We start from the raw sequence: 12,734 nt of genomic DNA on the forward strand, positions 1-12,734 counted from the left end.
GAATCAGCGCAGATCGGCGACGGAGACAACGCGGCTGCCGATGCCCTGGTATTGCTTCAGCAGCTCATAGAGGCGGATGGCGTAGGCGCTTTTTACGCCGATGACGTATTTGAGCGCCACGGTGGTGTAGTTCTTGCGGATATCCAGCAGATAGGGGATGAGCGCCGGGGCAAGGCAGATTTCCACCACGCCCTCGTTAAACTGATATTCGGCCGAGGCAATCCAGGTGGCCTGGATGATGACGTTGCGGCTGATGTCCTCAATGTCGATCTCGCGCTTGCGCAAGCGGCCCGTCACTTCGATGATTTCGCGATAGAGCCGCCCGCCGCCGTCCGAAATGCCGATCAGCTTGGCAAGGTCGGCGATCCGCACCCGGTAGCGTTTGAAATCCGTGTCCTCCGGTTTGATCTCGGAAAACAGCCACAGCAAAAGGCGTTGCTCTTGCAAGGTAAGGCGATAGCGGGCCTCGATCAAATGATTGTGGCGCTTCACCAATGCCTTTTCCTTCGGCTTGGTGACGATGATATCCGGCATGGCGAGTATTTATAAGTAATGCCGTGATTTTATGGATAATGGGACACGAGTCAAATTTTTGTCCCATTTCAGCGCTTTCCGCATTGTCGTGCGGTTTCTTCGGCAACGGGGAATTTGTCCTACTTCACGGGGAATATGTCCTATATCACGGGGAAAACGTCCCACTTCCACGGGGTATTTGTCCCACTTGGCGGGGAATGTGTCCCATTTCAGCAACGGAGTTGGCTTGAAATAGCGGAAATCCCAGGGCGTAAACTATTATAAAGATTGTATAATATTTACAACAACGCGCACGGGGCGCGTCTTGAGTTGTTGTTTTTGAATTTTGGTTCTTTGGCCCCTTCGGGGGAATTGAAAATAAGCCGATTTCAGGGGCGTTTGTCGTTTTCACGGTGTTCGCCCTGGCTCGAAGGTCAAACGGCTCTGTATGGGCCGGAAAATGGGCAAATTTCGCCCCTCTATCATCCGAACAACCGCCGGAATAATCCCGGCTTGCCATTCGGCGGCGGCAAAAGCCGGGTGGTCAGATCGTCGTGGCGCTGGCGCAGATCAGCGGAATCTCGATCCGGCTGACGGTTTGGATGTGGCTGAATTCCTCGTTGCGGAGGCGGCTTTGCATCACGTCGCGATCCATCGCCAGCCGGTCGCGCAAAACCTCGTGCTGCCGCTCATTCTCGCGGTGCCGTTCCGTCACTTCGGCAAGCTCGATTTCCAGGCGCGAGCGTTCGCGCTCCTCGGAGAGCTTCAGATTGCGGGCGACGATGTTTTCGACGATGCGATAGAACGCGCCGATGATCTCGCGCTCTTCGATCTCCTCAAGGGTCAGCTCGTGCCGAAGGGCATGGTATTTGAAGTCGAGCGCCTTTTCCTGTGGGCCGTATTGGTGCTCCAGCTCGCGCAGACGGACGGCGAATTCCCCTTCGATCCGGGCGGTGCGCAGTGCGATTTCCTGGTTGGCTTCGGCCAGTTGCACCCGGTATTCGTTTTGCCGCTCCAGGCGTTCCAAAGCGCCCCGGTGCCGGGAATCGTTGGCGGCGGTGACGAGTTCCAACCGGTCGGATTTATCCAAGGTCATCGGCCCTTATCCCTTCGACTTCTCGACCAGATCGGCGAGGGTGCCCAACAGGGTGTCGTGGCGCTTGGCCCGCCGTTCGGCGATGGCGAGGCGTTCCTGTTCGATGGAGAGCATTTGCGCCTCATGCTCCCGCGCCTGCCGGTTGGCCTCGTCCTGCATGGCGAGGCGGGCGGCAAGCTCGGCCTTGGTGCGGGCCTCGGTCACTTCCGCTTCGCGGGCGACCCGGCGGCGGTGTTCCTCGTCCTCGGCAAGTTGGCGCTTCCGCCGCTCCTCCTCGGCCCGTTCAGCTTCGATCCGGGCGGCTTCCGCCGCCTGTCGCTCCCGCTCTGGACGGGTCTTTTCCCACTGGTGGCGCTCATGGGCATTGCGGCCCGCCTTGGTGACGAAGACGACGCCCCGCAGCAGCCACAGAATCACATTGCCGATAGCGCGGAAGATCGACCGGACGGCCCAGGTGATGCCCGCCAATATGCGGGGGATGATCCGCAGCCCGTTGCCGCGTTCGCCGCTGAAGAACACCCAGCCGAGGACGTGGAAGCCGTAATAAAGGGCGTACAGCAGCGGAAAGGCGCAGATGAAGGCGACAACGCCAGCCTCAACTGGCTTTGCGTGGGGCTGGAAATTGGCCCATGCCACGGCGATCAGAAACGAAAGCGCGATGATCGCCTTGTGCCGTGTTTCCGGGTACATCGCGCCTCCCTGGCTCCTCGCTTCACCAATACCGTTGCGGGGGGAATGGTAACAGGCGACGAGGGGGAGAAAAATCGAAATCCGACCTGGGGGTTTTCCTGCTATGATTGTGCAGAAAAGTATTTAGTTCGCTTTTATTTGCTTTTTCTGTAGAAATGATATAAACTAAACAAGTTATCGTTTAATATTTAGTATATGCAACCTATTCCTGATGCTTTACTGCATTCAGATGTGGCTAAAGAGATTGTGGAGCTTAATCTAAGGCTTGCTAGCGTTACATTGGCGTTAAGGGACTATGCCAAGGCAATACGCGATTCAACCTCTGATGGTTCATCGATATCTTCTGAGGATGCGCAGAAGATTGCGAGTGCAATGGAAGCTCTACTGAGAGAGGCTCATGAGATTGAGTGATACTCATCACATGAACCACTAGAAAATGAGAGGCATATAACTCTATTGCGGAATGCTGTTGCCAATATATTAGAGTGAAGAGAGGCGGATGGTACGCCAAGAACGAGATAAATCATTTTATATACCGAGCCTGCTCTTCATCGCATTCAGGGCGTCACGGGAGCCTCGGCTGGCTTTTTCTACGCCACTCCAAAAGTTTCCTTTTTGGCGAGCAGTAACAACTTTTCTGATTTGTTCGTTATCATTTTCAATGTCGTCGATCTCATCTTCTATGAATCCACGGATGCCACCCCAGCTTTTGTTGATAGCCGAAAAATAGAATAAGATCATGTCTGGAAGCATGGCTTGAAAAAGACTAATTATAAAAGACGCGTCCGGGGAGCCGCGTAGAAATTCCGTGAAATTCCTGACAATTTCTTTTTGAACTTCGTCTATTGGGTTGAATGCATTTTGTCTTCCAAACATCCCCCTAACAATAGTTAGTGCTGTGGACTTTTCTATGGAATCAATGTTTATTGATGTTCCGATGTCCTCGTCTTTGGCAAATTCATTAAAGTGAAGAATTCTTTGTGAGAGCTGTTCAACTCTAGCCATTGTCTCTGCATAGTACCTGTTGAGCCCATCTGTGTCATGGTTCTCGGGTTTGCTGGCCGTAACTGCGGCAATAGGTTGGGTGAAGACAGAATATCGATTCGATATTCTGTCTCTCTGATCGAGAAAGCCCCTGCATTGCGGCCCGCATTTTTTTATTCCAGATTCGTCAAGCCCATTTCTACTGTCTGTTGCTCGGACATTCCTTGCATTGATAGCGCCGACCACTGCGTTATTCATCTCTAGCGCAGTGTTGTCGACAAGGCGGTTCACTATTCCCAAGTTAGACGTAATAGTATTCGGATAATCAGCATTCTTTGCGCGAGATGTTATAGAAAGTAAGTTTGCGTATATAGTCCATGAAAAAAAAGTCAGAAATAATGTCGTTGCAATGGCAAACCATACATTGCCACTTTTCTTTCTGCGCCTAGTTGCTATTACTACGTAGTACATCATGGTTGATACATGAAGAAAAAATGAAAGTAGATATGACAGCCATTCACCTTTGATTTTTATGGGTAGGAAGTCAACATCGTGAGGAACAAACTGCAATAGTGTAAGGCCTTGTGATGTCATTAGCCAGCTATAGCCCATCATAAAAATAAATGTTATCGGGATGATCGGTCCCAACACGATATAGAGCACTATTGTCCGAAATCCTTTTATCATCGCTAATCTCGCGCAATTTTTTTGGACGATGTCGCTTGTCGAGCACGCTACACGGCATTGCCCTGCCATTCAAGGTGGTGCTGGTGCAGGGGGGGCGATTCCTTACCGTTTGCAGGATGGGGCGCACTCTATCCATTTTGAGGTAATCCCTGGAATATGGAGGAGGCCTCCAGCTGCCCCTACTTCTCCTTGCATCGATTCGGATGGGGCGATATATGAAATCAAGTGAATTGAGTGGTAGACGATTCGGAGGCGCTATGATGACCGATCGCTTTGATTCGATCCTGGACGAAATAGGGAAAGATAACGTCGAGTCTGATTCAAATAAAGGCGATATGCCTCCGATTGGTACGCAATATGGAATTGTTGGAAATCCGACGAATGCGGGTAATAGCCAAGATTTTGTTTCGTCCGATTCTCAGGGCGGTGGTGTTTTTTTAGAAAAGATGCCATCCGTGCAGCGAAAGGCTTCCGAACTTGATGCAAACAGCGTTACAGACCCAATAGATAAAGGACGGAAACGCTTAGCTGAGCTCCAAAAAGACATGGGGTTCATCAATAGAGTTATATATAACAAGGCATTCCGCAATATTAGCCGAAAAGAATGCGAAAGAGTTGCTGAGCTGATTTTTCGCGCAGAATTTGAGTCTATTTGCCAGCAGCTTACTTTGAATTTGGATATTGAGAAGAAGAAAAATTTCATTGAGTATATGCGAAGCTCGCAGGCATTGAAGACGGAGCTCCAAGTAATGGAGGCCGAATCTCGCATGGCGCTAAGCTCACAACTTTTTGATGTTAAGGATCATGTGTACGAACAAACGCGCGCCCTTGAGGTGGCTCTGGAGAGCCGGTTAAAATCAAAGAGGCTGCGACCGGACGAATACCAAATAGAATCAGCTAATTTAGAGAATATAAAGAAAAAATTACTGGCTGATTCCGAGGGTGTTCTTGAGGAAATGTGGCGGACGCACATGGAGCTACTTGTGAGGACGCTTGCTCTGTTCTACGACACGACGACGTTCTCGAAGACATAGGGGGGAGTATGAGAAATATTCTGACTTCTATACAGGGAGTCATGGTGGCCGTAGCCATGATGGTAATGTCCTCCTCTCCGGTTTTGGCCGATGATGCCAAGAGCTTGGCTGAAAAGTTGCGAACTGGTGATAGCCGGGTTGAGGTGATTTCCAAGATGGGTTCGACGCCATCGTATAAGGAAACGCGAAGAGTCCTTGGGGTGGAGACCGAGACGTTGACATTTAAGGTTGGTTTTACGTCAGCCGTCATTGTCGATCTGGTTTTTGATCGAATCGTTGCCGTTCAAACTAAGTCGGTTTTGCCATGGGAGTCACATTAGCTTGGATGGAAGTTTGGCTGCGGTCACCTTGGTGACGATCTGACCGATAAATTTGGAAAATCGACGACATGGCGTATAATGTCGCCGTACCTTCTAATTTCCCCATATGAAACAAGTGGTTGAAGGCTGAGGCGCTGACATGGAAACGGTCATTCGTGACGTGACCCTGGAAACGGTCAATCAAGCCATTGCCAACCGGGCGGGGATCAAGCCCGGTGAGAGCTTTTCCGTTGTCGTCGTTGATAACGCGCCGCGCCCACGCTCGCGTCTGGCTGATGTCGCGGGGAAGGCACGAGTGCCGGTGACCTCGAAGGGGCTGGCGACAGATGGAGCCGCCAGCGCTCCGGGCGAAGGCGTCAAGAGCCGCATGGAGCGCCTGCTTGCCAAGGCGGGGGCGGGTGTCGCCCTGGTCGGCCCACAGACCACCGAAGATATCGACCGGCGTATCCGTGAGTTCCGGGGCGATGAATAGCGACGTATCGAACGCAAGCCGTATCTACGCGGACTCCAATACCCTTATCTATCTGGTCGAAGGCTCACCGGAGTTTTTGCCGTTCGCCGAAAAGCTCTTCCGGTATGCCGGGGAGCAGGGCATTGCGCTCGTCACCAGCGAAATCACCATCGCCGAATGTCTGCACGGGGCGCACAAGCAGGGGAGCGAGGCGCTTGCGGAGGAATACCGTGAGGTGTTCCGCGATATGGACGTGTTCAACCTCGTCCCCGTTGCGCGGGAAATTCTGGAGCGTGCCGCCAGGATCGGCGCGGAGCAGAAACTGAAGATGATTGACGCCATCCACGTCTCATCCGCCATTGATTCCGGGTGCGACGTTTTCGTTACCAATGACCGGGGCATCAAGAGCACGCCGGATTTGAAGGTCGTGCAGCTTTCGGAACTGTAGCCAGCCGGAGCGGTCAGAAGTCGTCGGGGATGTCCACGCCCTCGGGAAACGACAGGACACCAGCCTTCACCAGGACGGATTTGATGGTGGGGAATTCGGCAAAGCCGTCGTCATACGGTTCGCCATCCACAAAATCGGCTGCCGTCAGGGTGGCCCGAAAGAAGTCCTCGACGCGCCCGCGCCGATCCGGTCCCAGGTAGCTAACGGTCAGGATGGTGCGTTTGTAGTGGATGAGGACGGTGCGCCCGTCGTCCGTCTCTGCTTCCCATTGGGACGGGAGGGCCGGGCAGGTGCGCCGTAGGGAAGCGATGTTGATCATTGGGTTTCCCTATTTCCGCAGCTTCACCACGTTGGTCGTGTCCTTGGGGCTGATGAGGCCGTCCAGGTAGTTCGCCCAAGCTTCAAACGCCCGGCGTCGATCATCCATATACAGGGCCTTGTTGTACACCCCGGCAACGCCCGCCTTTGCCATTCCCGAGACGTGATTGACGCAGGCTTCCACCACATGGGGGGCAATGCCGACGTGCTCATTCATCATCGTCACCATGGTTCGCCGTAGATCGTGCAGCGTCCAGCGCGGCATGGGTTGTTCGTCCGCTTCCTCGCGCCGCTTGGCGATCCAGGCATCCACCCGTTCCTTGGCATTGCTGAAGCCGGTGGTCGGGGTGTTGCCGGTGGTGGTGAGGAGCAATCCCATGTCTCCGACGACCGGACGACCTGTGAGGATGGTGACGACCTGGGGGGAAAGCGGCACGATATGGGGCCGTCCGTTCTTCGTGCGATCCCCTGGAATATGCCAATTGGGCTTGTCCGTGTCGGTATCCGAAAGCTCGCTCTCGCTGATGCCCGCCACCTCGCAGCGGCGTTGGCCGGTCAGCAGCAGGAGTTTGAACAGGTCGCCGAACAAGCCGCCTTCCACCTCGAATGCGGCCAAAACTTCAGCAATCTCCTTCTCGTTCAAGGTGCGTTCGCCGATGCTCTTGGGAGATGGCGGCTTGATACGGTCGGTCGGCGGCACTTCGAGCAAATCCCGTTCCGCGCACCAATTGAAGAACTTGGAGAGGTAGGCGAGCATCTTGTTCGCCCCCTTGGGGCTTCCTTTCTCGATCATCGTATCGAGCACAGCGCGAACGTCGGCGCGGGTGATGGAGGTGATGGGTTTGTCCTTCCATCCGGTCGTGTATCCGCCGAAAAGCGCCAGCCGGTAATCCTTCTGCGTCGCCGTCGCAAGGTGGGGTTCGGCGTGCTGGCGCATGAAGCGCTCGGCAACAGCCGCGAAGGTGGCGGCGGTTCGCTGGGTATCGGCCTCTTTCTGTTGGGCCTTCTGTTCCCTGGGGTCGATGCCGCGTGCGGTGAGTTCCGTCCACTCCCCGGCCTTCTCGCGGGCATCCTTGAGGGTGATGCCGGGGCCGTCTTCCATCACCTTCGCGTGGCCGATGGTGAGGCGGATCTTTTTCCCGTGAAGGCGAGTGATCACGAAATACGAGCGGCTGCCCGCCACCGACACACGCACGCCGAACGCGGGCATGGCGGCATCAAAATATTCCACCTGTCCCTTTTCCGGGAGCGGCAAGCGGGCAACGGCAAGCGCGGTGAGTTTCATCTTCGGCATGGTCTGAACCCTTTTCCTAGGGGACGCCTAGGGGACAAACTCCGCCCGTTAGGGGACGTTCACGCATGCTACGCCATGTTCAGCAAATCGCGCAAGCGCGTTGTAATTGCGCATGTTTTCGCGGTTGCGTGAGAAGCGATGTTCCGCTAAATTTCGGGTTTCTGGAGGAATCATAATCCTGGGGTCTGGGGTTCAAGTCCCTCTCCCGCTACCATCGAGACTAAGGAAATCCAAGGGGTTAGCTCTTACAAGGGCTAGCCCCTTTGGCTTTCCGGGGCGTTTTGGGTATAAAGTATTCAACTGAAAGCTCGCTAGGCGGCTCAACTCACCCTCTGTCGCATCCGAAAGCCGCAGGATACTTTGCATTCTGGCCCCAGAGGCACTCTGTCCAATTCTCGACCGTTCAGTGCTAAATCTCCCGCCCACTGGGGCCACTTTTGACCGTTCGGTGCCAAAAGCCAAACCACCCCATTAACCACTTCAACGCGAAGCGCCGCGCGGGTTTGAGGCGGTGCAAATCCACGAACCCCATGATGCCGAATTGGTCACCTCCCCACAGCTTGGGTCATGGCAGGCGAATTCTGGCTGAGCGATCAGCAGTGGGCAGCGATTGAACCGCACCTTCCGCGCAATCGGCCTGGCGCCCGCCGCGTTGATGACCGCCGAGTGCTGAGCGGTATCATCCATGTCCTGAAATCGGGATGCCGCTGGCAAGACTGCCCGGCGATCTACGGCCCGCCGACTACCGTCCATACTGCGACAGCAGGACTCTCCAATCCTTCACCCAACAGCAGGAATGGGTAAAATCAGGGATCTCCACCAGACGCGCCGGAGCCTGTGGAAGAAGGTGGCCGAGGTAGGAACGCACCACGTCGGTGCCGACGGTGCGGTCCCGCCCGCCGGTGAAGTGGAGTTGGGGAATTCGTCCCAGCACCTCCGCCGGTTGTTGTGCGGGGTCGAGGGAGCCGGTCAGCGGTGACAATCCGTCGCGGCGGGTCCAGTAATCCAGGTCCAGATTGGCGGCGACGGTGATCACCCGAGCCACGTCGGTGCGACGGGCGGCCAGCAGGGCGGCGACGGCACCGCCGCCGGAATATCCGACGAGAACCACCTGGGAGCTGCCGTAGCGGCGCTTCAGGTCGTCAACCGCCGAGCCCACGGCGTCGATCACCTCGGGGGCATAGCGGCCGATGGTCCAATAGACGGTGCGGCAATTGCGGCCGTGATTTGGCAGGGTGTATTGGCACGGCCGCCCGACCCAGGCCGTCGGCCCGCCTCCCGGCTCTGCCAGGGCCAGCTTCAACGCCACCGGATCGGTTGGGGTGGGGTCGAGGGCAGGCTGGCGCGGGCCGACAAAGGCGAAGCCGTCGCCTTCCAGATAGACGGTCAGGACGTCGCCCGCCCGGCGCGGTGATTGGGCAACGGCCAGATCGAAGGTCCCGGCGGGAAGGATGTCCCATTGCCAGCCGGCGGCGCGGGCCAAATCCGGCCCGGCACCTTGGCGCGCCTGGGCGCAGCCGGCCGTCAGCACCGCCAGAAGCAGGGCGGCCAGGCGACGCCTCATGGCGATTCCGTTCCGAAGGCCGCCAGGGCCTCGGCCGCCCGGGCGATGACGCCGGTCCAGTCGCCGGGGCTTTCCTGACGGAACAGCCGCATGGTGGGATACCACGGCGAGTCGTCCCGCCCCAGCAGCCAGCGCCAGTCGGGCAGGAAGGGCAACAGGGTCCAGACCGGCCGGCCCAGCGCCCCGGCCAGATGCACCGGCGACGAATCCACCGAGACCAGCAGGTCGGCGACCGACAGGATGGCGGCGGTATCCTCGAAATCCTTGATCTCGTCCTCCAGGGCCACGACATTCATTCCGGCCGGCGGAGTCCCGGCCTCGGCCGCCTTGGGTCCTTTCTGCACCGCCAGGAAGGTTGCCCCGCTTTGTCCCAGGGGCGCCAGATCGGCCAAAGCCATGGAGCGGTTGAGGTCGTTGGGATGGGTCGGGCGCCCGGCCCATACCAGCGCCACCAGCGGGCGCGGCAGCCGGCCCAGCCGCTTTCGCCAGCGGGCGACCCGCCGGGGCTCCGCCGACATATAGGGAATGGGACCGGGCAGTTGCTCGGGCTTCAGCCCCATCACCATGGGCAAGGACATCATCTCGCAATGCAGGTCGAAGGGCGGCGGCAGGGTACCGCGAGCCACGACGTCGTCAAAACCCGTACAGCGCCGCGCCAGGGACAGGCTGTCGGGATTGACCTCGAGGATCACCCGCGCGCCGCTGCGCTCCTTGACCCAGGCGGTCATGCGCAGGAACTGGAAGGTATCGCCGAAGCCCTGCTCGTCATGGATCAGCAAGGTCCGGCCGGGGATGGGCCGGCCATCCCAGCGGGGGCATTGGACCTTGCGTTCGATGCGGGTGGTGTGGGCCAGACTGTAGCGCCAGTGGTATTCCCGCCAGCCCCGGTCGAAATCGCCCAGCAGCAGCAGGGTCTCCGCCAGATCGAAGCGCGCGGCCAGGTCGCCCGGTACGGTATCGACGATCATCTCCTGAATCGGGCGGATCTCGGCGATGCGCCCCTGTAGCTTGATGCACTGAACCAGCAGGCGCCACAGGGGGATGGGGCCGCTGCCCGACGCCAGATGCGGGCGGACCAGGGCCTCGGCCTCGGCGCAGCGCCCCTGGGCGAGCAGGGCACGCACCTGCTGTTCCATGACCTGAAGCTCGGCGGTCATCGCGGCGAGGCGAGGCCCAGCGCCCGCAGCAGCGGCTGCAGGTGGTCCGCATGTCCGCGCCACCGCCCGGCGGAGGTGGCGTAGATCGGCCGGCGGACCTGATGGAGGCTGGCGGTGCGGACCGGGCGCGTGGTGCGATGAAAGGACAGGCAGGATTCGTCCCAGGGCAGGCCGAGGAAGTCCACCATCCGGCGGGCCTGTCCCTCCAGGTCGTCGACCACCGCCTCGTACTCCACCTCCATGTAGCGGTCTTGGGGCAGCACCGCCCGCCAATGGGCGGTCAAGGCGTCGTAGGCGCGGTGAAAGGCCCCCAGCTCCGCCAGATCGTAGGCGAAGCGCTGCTCGGCGGCGAACAGCTTGGTGTAGCAGGACAGGCAGGTATCCACCGGGTCGCGACGGCAATGGATGATGCGGGCATTGGGCAGGATCAGGCGGATCAGGCCGGCATGCATGAAATTGGCGGGCATCTTGTCGATCACATGGCGCCGCCCCCGAGCCAAGGGCGCCACCTGAGCCAAATAGGCCTCGCCCAGACGCGCCGCCTCGTCCGGGGTCATCTGGGCGGCGGCGGCGGGATAGTTCCCCATGCCGCTCACCAGGGATTGCAGCACGCGCAGTTCGCCGGCGCCGTGAACCTGGGGATGGGAGGCCAGAATCTGCTCCACCAGGGTGGTGCCCGAACGCGGCATGCCCAGCACGAAGACCGGCAGGTCCGACGACGCCCCCTTGAATTTCCCCAACAGCGCGGGCGTGAAGGTCTCGGCGATCTCGGCCATCCACCGTCCGGTGGCCTCGACGTCGAAGGTGAAGGTGGCGCGCTTCAGGCGATTGCCTTCGCCCAGGTGATGGAAGGCGCGGGGACCGTCCCCGGCGTCCATATAGGCCTTGCCCAGCGAGAAATGCAGGTTGATGCGCTCGTCGAGCCCCTGCACGGCCCCCGTGGCCAGCAATGCTTCCATCTGCGCGATTTCGGGGTCGCCGGCGGCGTAGTCCTTCTGATCCACCCGGCCCGCCCAGGCGGAAACGTTGCCCGGATCGGCCGCCAGGACCTGTTGGTAAACGGCCGCCGCCTCGGCGCCGCGGCCGATTTCCGCCAGCAGATCGGCCCGGTTGACGGCGGCGGTTCCCATGGCGGTGCCGGGCAGCCGCGCCGCCTTGTCGAAGCAGGCCAGGGCCTCATCGAAGCGGCCGGCGGCCTGCAGCGCCTGGCCCAGGACATTGTGGGCCTCGGCGCTGTAGGGGGCGGTCGCCGCCGCCTGCCGGGCGCTGTCCAACGCCTCCTCGATCCGGTCCAGCCGCCTCAGGCACTTGGACCGGGCGATCAGTCCGTTCCCATGTCCCGGCATGGACGTCAGCAGGGAGTCCAGCCAGCGTAGCGCCTCGGCATGGCGGTGCCGCCCCATTTCGACGCCGGCCAGATTGACATAGGCGTCGGCGCAGCGCGGATTAATGTCGATGGCCCGCCGGGCCTGCTCCGCCGCCTCGTCCAGACGGCCCAGATCGCACAATAGATGCGCGAAATTGCTGCGCGCCTCGGCATAGTCCGGGACCAGCGCCAGGGCGTGCTCATAGCGCGCCGCCGCCTTGTCCAGGCGCCCCATCAGCTTGTAGGTGTTGCCCAGGTTGTTGTGGGCTTCGGCGTAATCGGGCTGCAGCGCCACCACCCGTTCCAGGCAGACGGCGCTCTCCTCCAGCTTGCCCGCCTCCTGCAAGATGATGCCCAGATTGTTCCAGGCCACCGCCTGACCGGGCTCCAGGGCGACGGCGCGCCGCCCGGCCTGTTCGCCCTCGTCCAGCAATCCGCGCTGGCGGCACATTTCCGCCAGATTGCTGAAATAGAGGGCGGGGGCGCGCGGCGCCAGACAGGCTTGCCGCACGTGCTGCAGCGCCAGATCCAGATTGCCGTAGGCATGCGCCATGATCCCCAGCAGATGCAGGGCATCGGCATGGCCGGGCCACACCGCCAGAATCCGCTGGCAGAACAGCTCCGCCTGATCCGCCTGCCCGGCGTTCCAATGGGCCTGGGCGCGCTGCAACGCCTCGTCGATGCCGAGGTCGTCGGACGATGGGGAAGACGCGGGCTTACGGGCCATGAAAAGCAACCTCTGGAGAAAGGGACGCCTTGTCCGAGGTCGCATCATGCACCATCAAGGGCCGCCCCCTGACCATTTTTTCCAT

Annotated in this window: 13 protein-coding genes and 1 pseudogene; 5 read left to right on the forward strand and 9 right to left on the reverse strand. The window is 59.2% G+C overall.

All coding sequences use genetic code 11. The features are described 5' to 3' along the window. Positions 1-3 precede the first annotated feature (3 nt). The 4 genes from CP958_RS27495 to CP958_RS26130 all read right to left on the reverse strand — a co-directional run bounded on the left by CP958_RS27495 (position 4) and on the right by CP958_RS26130 (position 3,970). Entirely contained in the window at positions 4-534 is a 531-nt protein-coding gene (locus CP958_RS27495) for a replication initiation protein (protein WP_096704786.1), read from the reverse strand. A gap of 523 nt (positions 535-1,057) precedes the next feature. Beyond that, complete coding sequence (locus CP958_RS24550; protein WP_096704787.1) at positions 1,058-1,609, reverse strand: hypothetical protein; 552 nt, start codon at positions 1,607-1,609, stop codon at positions 1,058-1,060. A gap of 6 nt (positions 1,610-1,615) precedes the next feature. Continuing rightward, entirely contained in the window at positions 1,616-2,299 is a 684-nt protein-coding gene (locus CP958_RS24555) for a hypothetical protein (RefSeq protein ID WP_096704788.1), read from the reverse strand. Positions 2,300-2,827: 528 nt separating this feature from the next. After that, the gene (locus CP958_RS26130; RefSeq protein ID WP_141400631.1) at positions 2,828-3,970 is read right to left on the reverse strand and encodes a hypothetical protein; all 1,143 of its coding nucleotides are present in this window, start codon (positions 3,968-3,970) and stop codon (positions 2,828-2,830) included. 257 nt (positions 3,971-4,227) lie between these two features. Here CP958_RS26130 and CP958_RS26135 point away from each other — a divergent pair, with 257 nt between their 5' ends. From CP958_RS26135 to CP958_RS24570, 4 genes are all read left to right on the forward strand, one after another. Beyond that, positions 4,228-5,004 (forward strand): hypothetical protein, encoded by a 777-nt coding sequence (locus tag CP958_RS26135; protein ID WP_141400632.1) that lies wholly within the window; start codon positions 4,228-4,230, stop codon positions 5,002-5,004. Between the two features lie 8 nt (positions 5,005-5,012). Next, complete coding sequence (locus CP958_RS24565) at positions 5,013-5,324, forward strand: hypothetical protein (protein WP_141400633.1); 312 nt, start codon at positions 5,013-5,015, stop codon at positions 5,322-5,324. 139 nt (positions 5,325-5,463) lie between these two features. Beyond that, positions 5,464-5,796 (forward strand): hypothetical protein, encoded by a 333-nt coding sequence (locus CP958_RS26140; protein ID WP_141400634.1) that lies wholly within the window; start codon positions 5,464-5,466, stop codon positions 5,794-5,796. After that, the gene (locus CP958_RS24570) at positions 5,789-6,223 is read left to right on the forward strand and encodes a PIN domain-containing protein (protein ID WP_141400635.1); all 435 of its coding nucleotides are present in this window, start codon (positions 5,789-5,791) and stop codon (positions 6,221-6,223) included. Before CP958_RS26140 ends, CP958_RS24570 begins: the two co-directional genes overlap by 8 nt. A gap of 13 nt (positions 6,224-6,236) precedes the next feature. Here the strand turns inward: CP958_RS24570 and CP958_RS24575 are convergent, their stop codons facing one another. Further along, positions 6,237-6,542: a hypothetical protein gene (locus tag CP958_RS24575; protein WP_096704792.1), complete on the reverse strand. Its 306-nt coding sequence runs from the start codon at positions 6,540-6,542 to the stop codon at positions 6,237-6,239. 9 nt (positions 6,543-6,551) lie between these two features. Next, complete coding sequence (locus tag CP958_RS24580) at positions 6,552-7,835, reverse strand: site-specific integrase (RefSeq protein WP_096704793.1); 1,284 nt, start codon at positions 7,833-7,835, stop codon at positions 6,552-6,554. Positions 7,836-8,402: 567 nt separating this feature from the next. On the opposite strand from CP958_RS24580, the pseudogene CP958_RS24585 reads away from it, so the two are divergent. Next, positions 8,403-8,588: pseudogene (locus CP958_RS24585) on the forward strand (transposase); the annotation flags it as partial. Here CP958_RS24585 and CP958_RS24590 read toward each other — a convergent pair. The 3 genes from CP958_RS24590 to CP958_RS24600 are packed head-to-tail and all read right to left on the reverse strand — an operon-like array spanning position 8,578 to position 12,649. Further along, positions 8,578-9,399 carry a hypothetical protein gene (locus CP958_RS24590; RefSeq protein WP_096704794.1) on the reverse strand — a complete coding sequence of 274 codons (822 nt, stop codon included), beginning with the start codon at positions 9,397-9,399 and terminating at the stop codon, positions 8,578-8,580. The pseudogene CP958_RS24585 and the gene CP958_RS24590 sit on opposite strands and share 11 nt — an antisense overlap. Then, entirely contained in the window at positions 9,396-10,556 is a 1,161-nt protein-coding gene (locus CP958_RS24595) for a glycosyltransferase family 9 protein (RefSeq protein ID WP_096704795.1), read from the reverse strand. Before CP958_RS24595 ends, CP958_RS24590 begins: the two co-directional genes overlap by 4 nt. Further along, the gene (locus CP958_RS24600) at positions 10,553-12,649 is read right to left on the reverse strand and encodes a tetratricopeptide repeat-containing sulfotransferase family protein (protein ID WP_096704796.1); all 2,097 of its coding nucleotides are present in this window, start codon (positions 12,647-12,649) and stop codon (positions 10,553-10,555) included. The genes CP958_RS24595 and CP958_RS24600 overlap by 4 nt, the downstream gene beginning before the upstream one ends. Positions 12,650-12,734: the final 85 nt, after the last annotated feature.

Source organism: Magnetospirillum sp. 15-1, from assembly GCF_900184795.1.
Taxonomy (GTDB): Bacteria; Pseudomonadota; Alphaproteobacteria; order Rhodospirillales; family Magnetospirillaceae; genus Phaeospirillum.

What these genes read in the sequence shown, in the direction of transcription:
- CP958_RS27495 (WP_096704786.1), bottom strand. Translation starts at nt 534, where the DNA reads ATGCCGGATATCATCGTCACCAAGCCGAAGGAAAAGGCATTGGTGAAG.
- CP958_RS24550 (WP_096704787.1), bottom strand. Translation starts at nt 1,609, where the DNA reads ATGACCTTGGATAAATCCGACCGGTTGGAACTCGTCACCGCCGCCAAC.
- CP958_RS24555 (WP_096704788.1), bottom strand. Translation starts at nt 2,299, where the DNA reads ATGTACCCGGAAACACGGCACAAGGCGATCATCGCGCTTTCGTTTCTG.
- CP958_RS26130 (WP_141400631.1), bottom strand. Translation starts at nt 3,970, where the DNA reads ATGATAAAAGGATTTCGGACAATAGTGCTCTATATCGTGTTGGGACCG.
- CP958_RS26135 (WP_141400632.1), top strand. Translation starts at nt 4,228, where the DNA reads ATGATGACCGATCGCTTTGATTCGATCCTGGACGAAATAGGGAAAGAT.
- CP958_RS24565 (WP_141400633.1), top strand. Translation starts at nt 5,013, where the DNA reads ATGAGAAATATTCTGACTTCTATACAGGGAGTCATGGTGGCCGTAGCC.
- CP958_RS26140 (WP_141400634.1), top strand. Translation starts at nt 5,464, where the DNA reads ATGGAAACGGTCATTCGTGACGTGACCCTGGAAACGGTCAATCAAGCC.
- CP958_RS24570 (WP_141400635.1), top strand. Translation starts at nt 5,789, where the DNA reads ATGAATAGCGACGTATCGAACGCAAGCCGTATCTACGCGGACTCCAAT.
- CP958_RS24575 (WP_096704792.1), bottom strand. Translation starts at nt 6,542, where the DNA reads ATGATCAACATCGCTTCCCTACGGCGCACCTGCCCGGCCCTCCCGTCC.
- CP958_RS24580 (WP_096704793.1), bottom strand. Translation starts at nt 7,835, where the DNA reads ATGCCGAAGATGAAACTCACCGCGCTTGCCGTTGCCCGCTTGCCGCTC.
- CP958_RS24590 (WP_096704794.1), bottom strand. Translation starts at nt 9,399, where the DNA reads ATGAGGCGTCGCCTGGCCGCCCTGCTTCTGGCGGTGCTGACGGCCGGC.
- CP958_RS24595 (WP_096704795.1), bottom strand. Translation starts at nt 10,556, where the DNA reads ATGACCGCCGAGCTTCAGGTCATGGAACAGCAGGTGCGTGCCCTGCTC.
- CP958_RS24600 (WP_096704796.1), bottom strand. Translation starts at nt 12,649, where the DNA reads ATGGCCCGTAAGCCCGCGTCTTCCCCATCGTCCGACGACCTCGGCATC.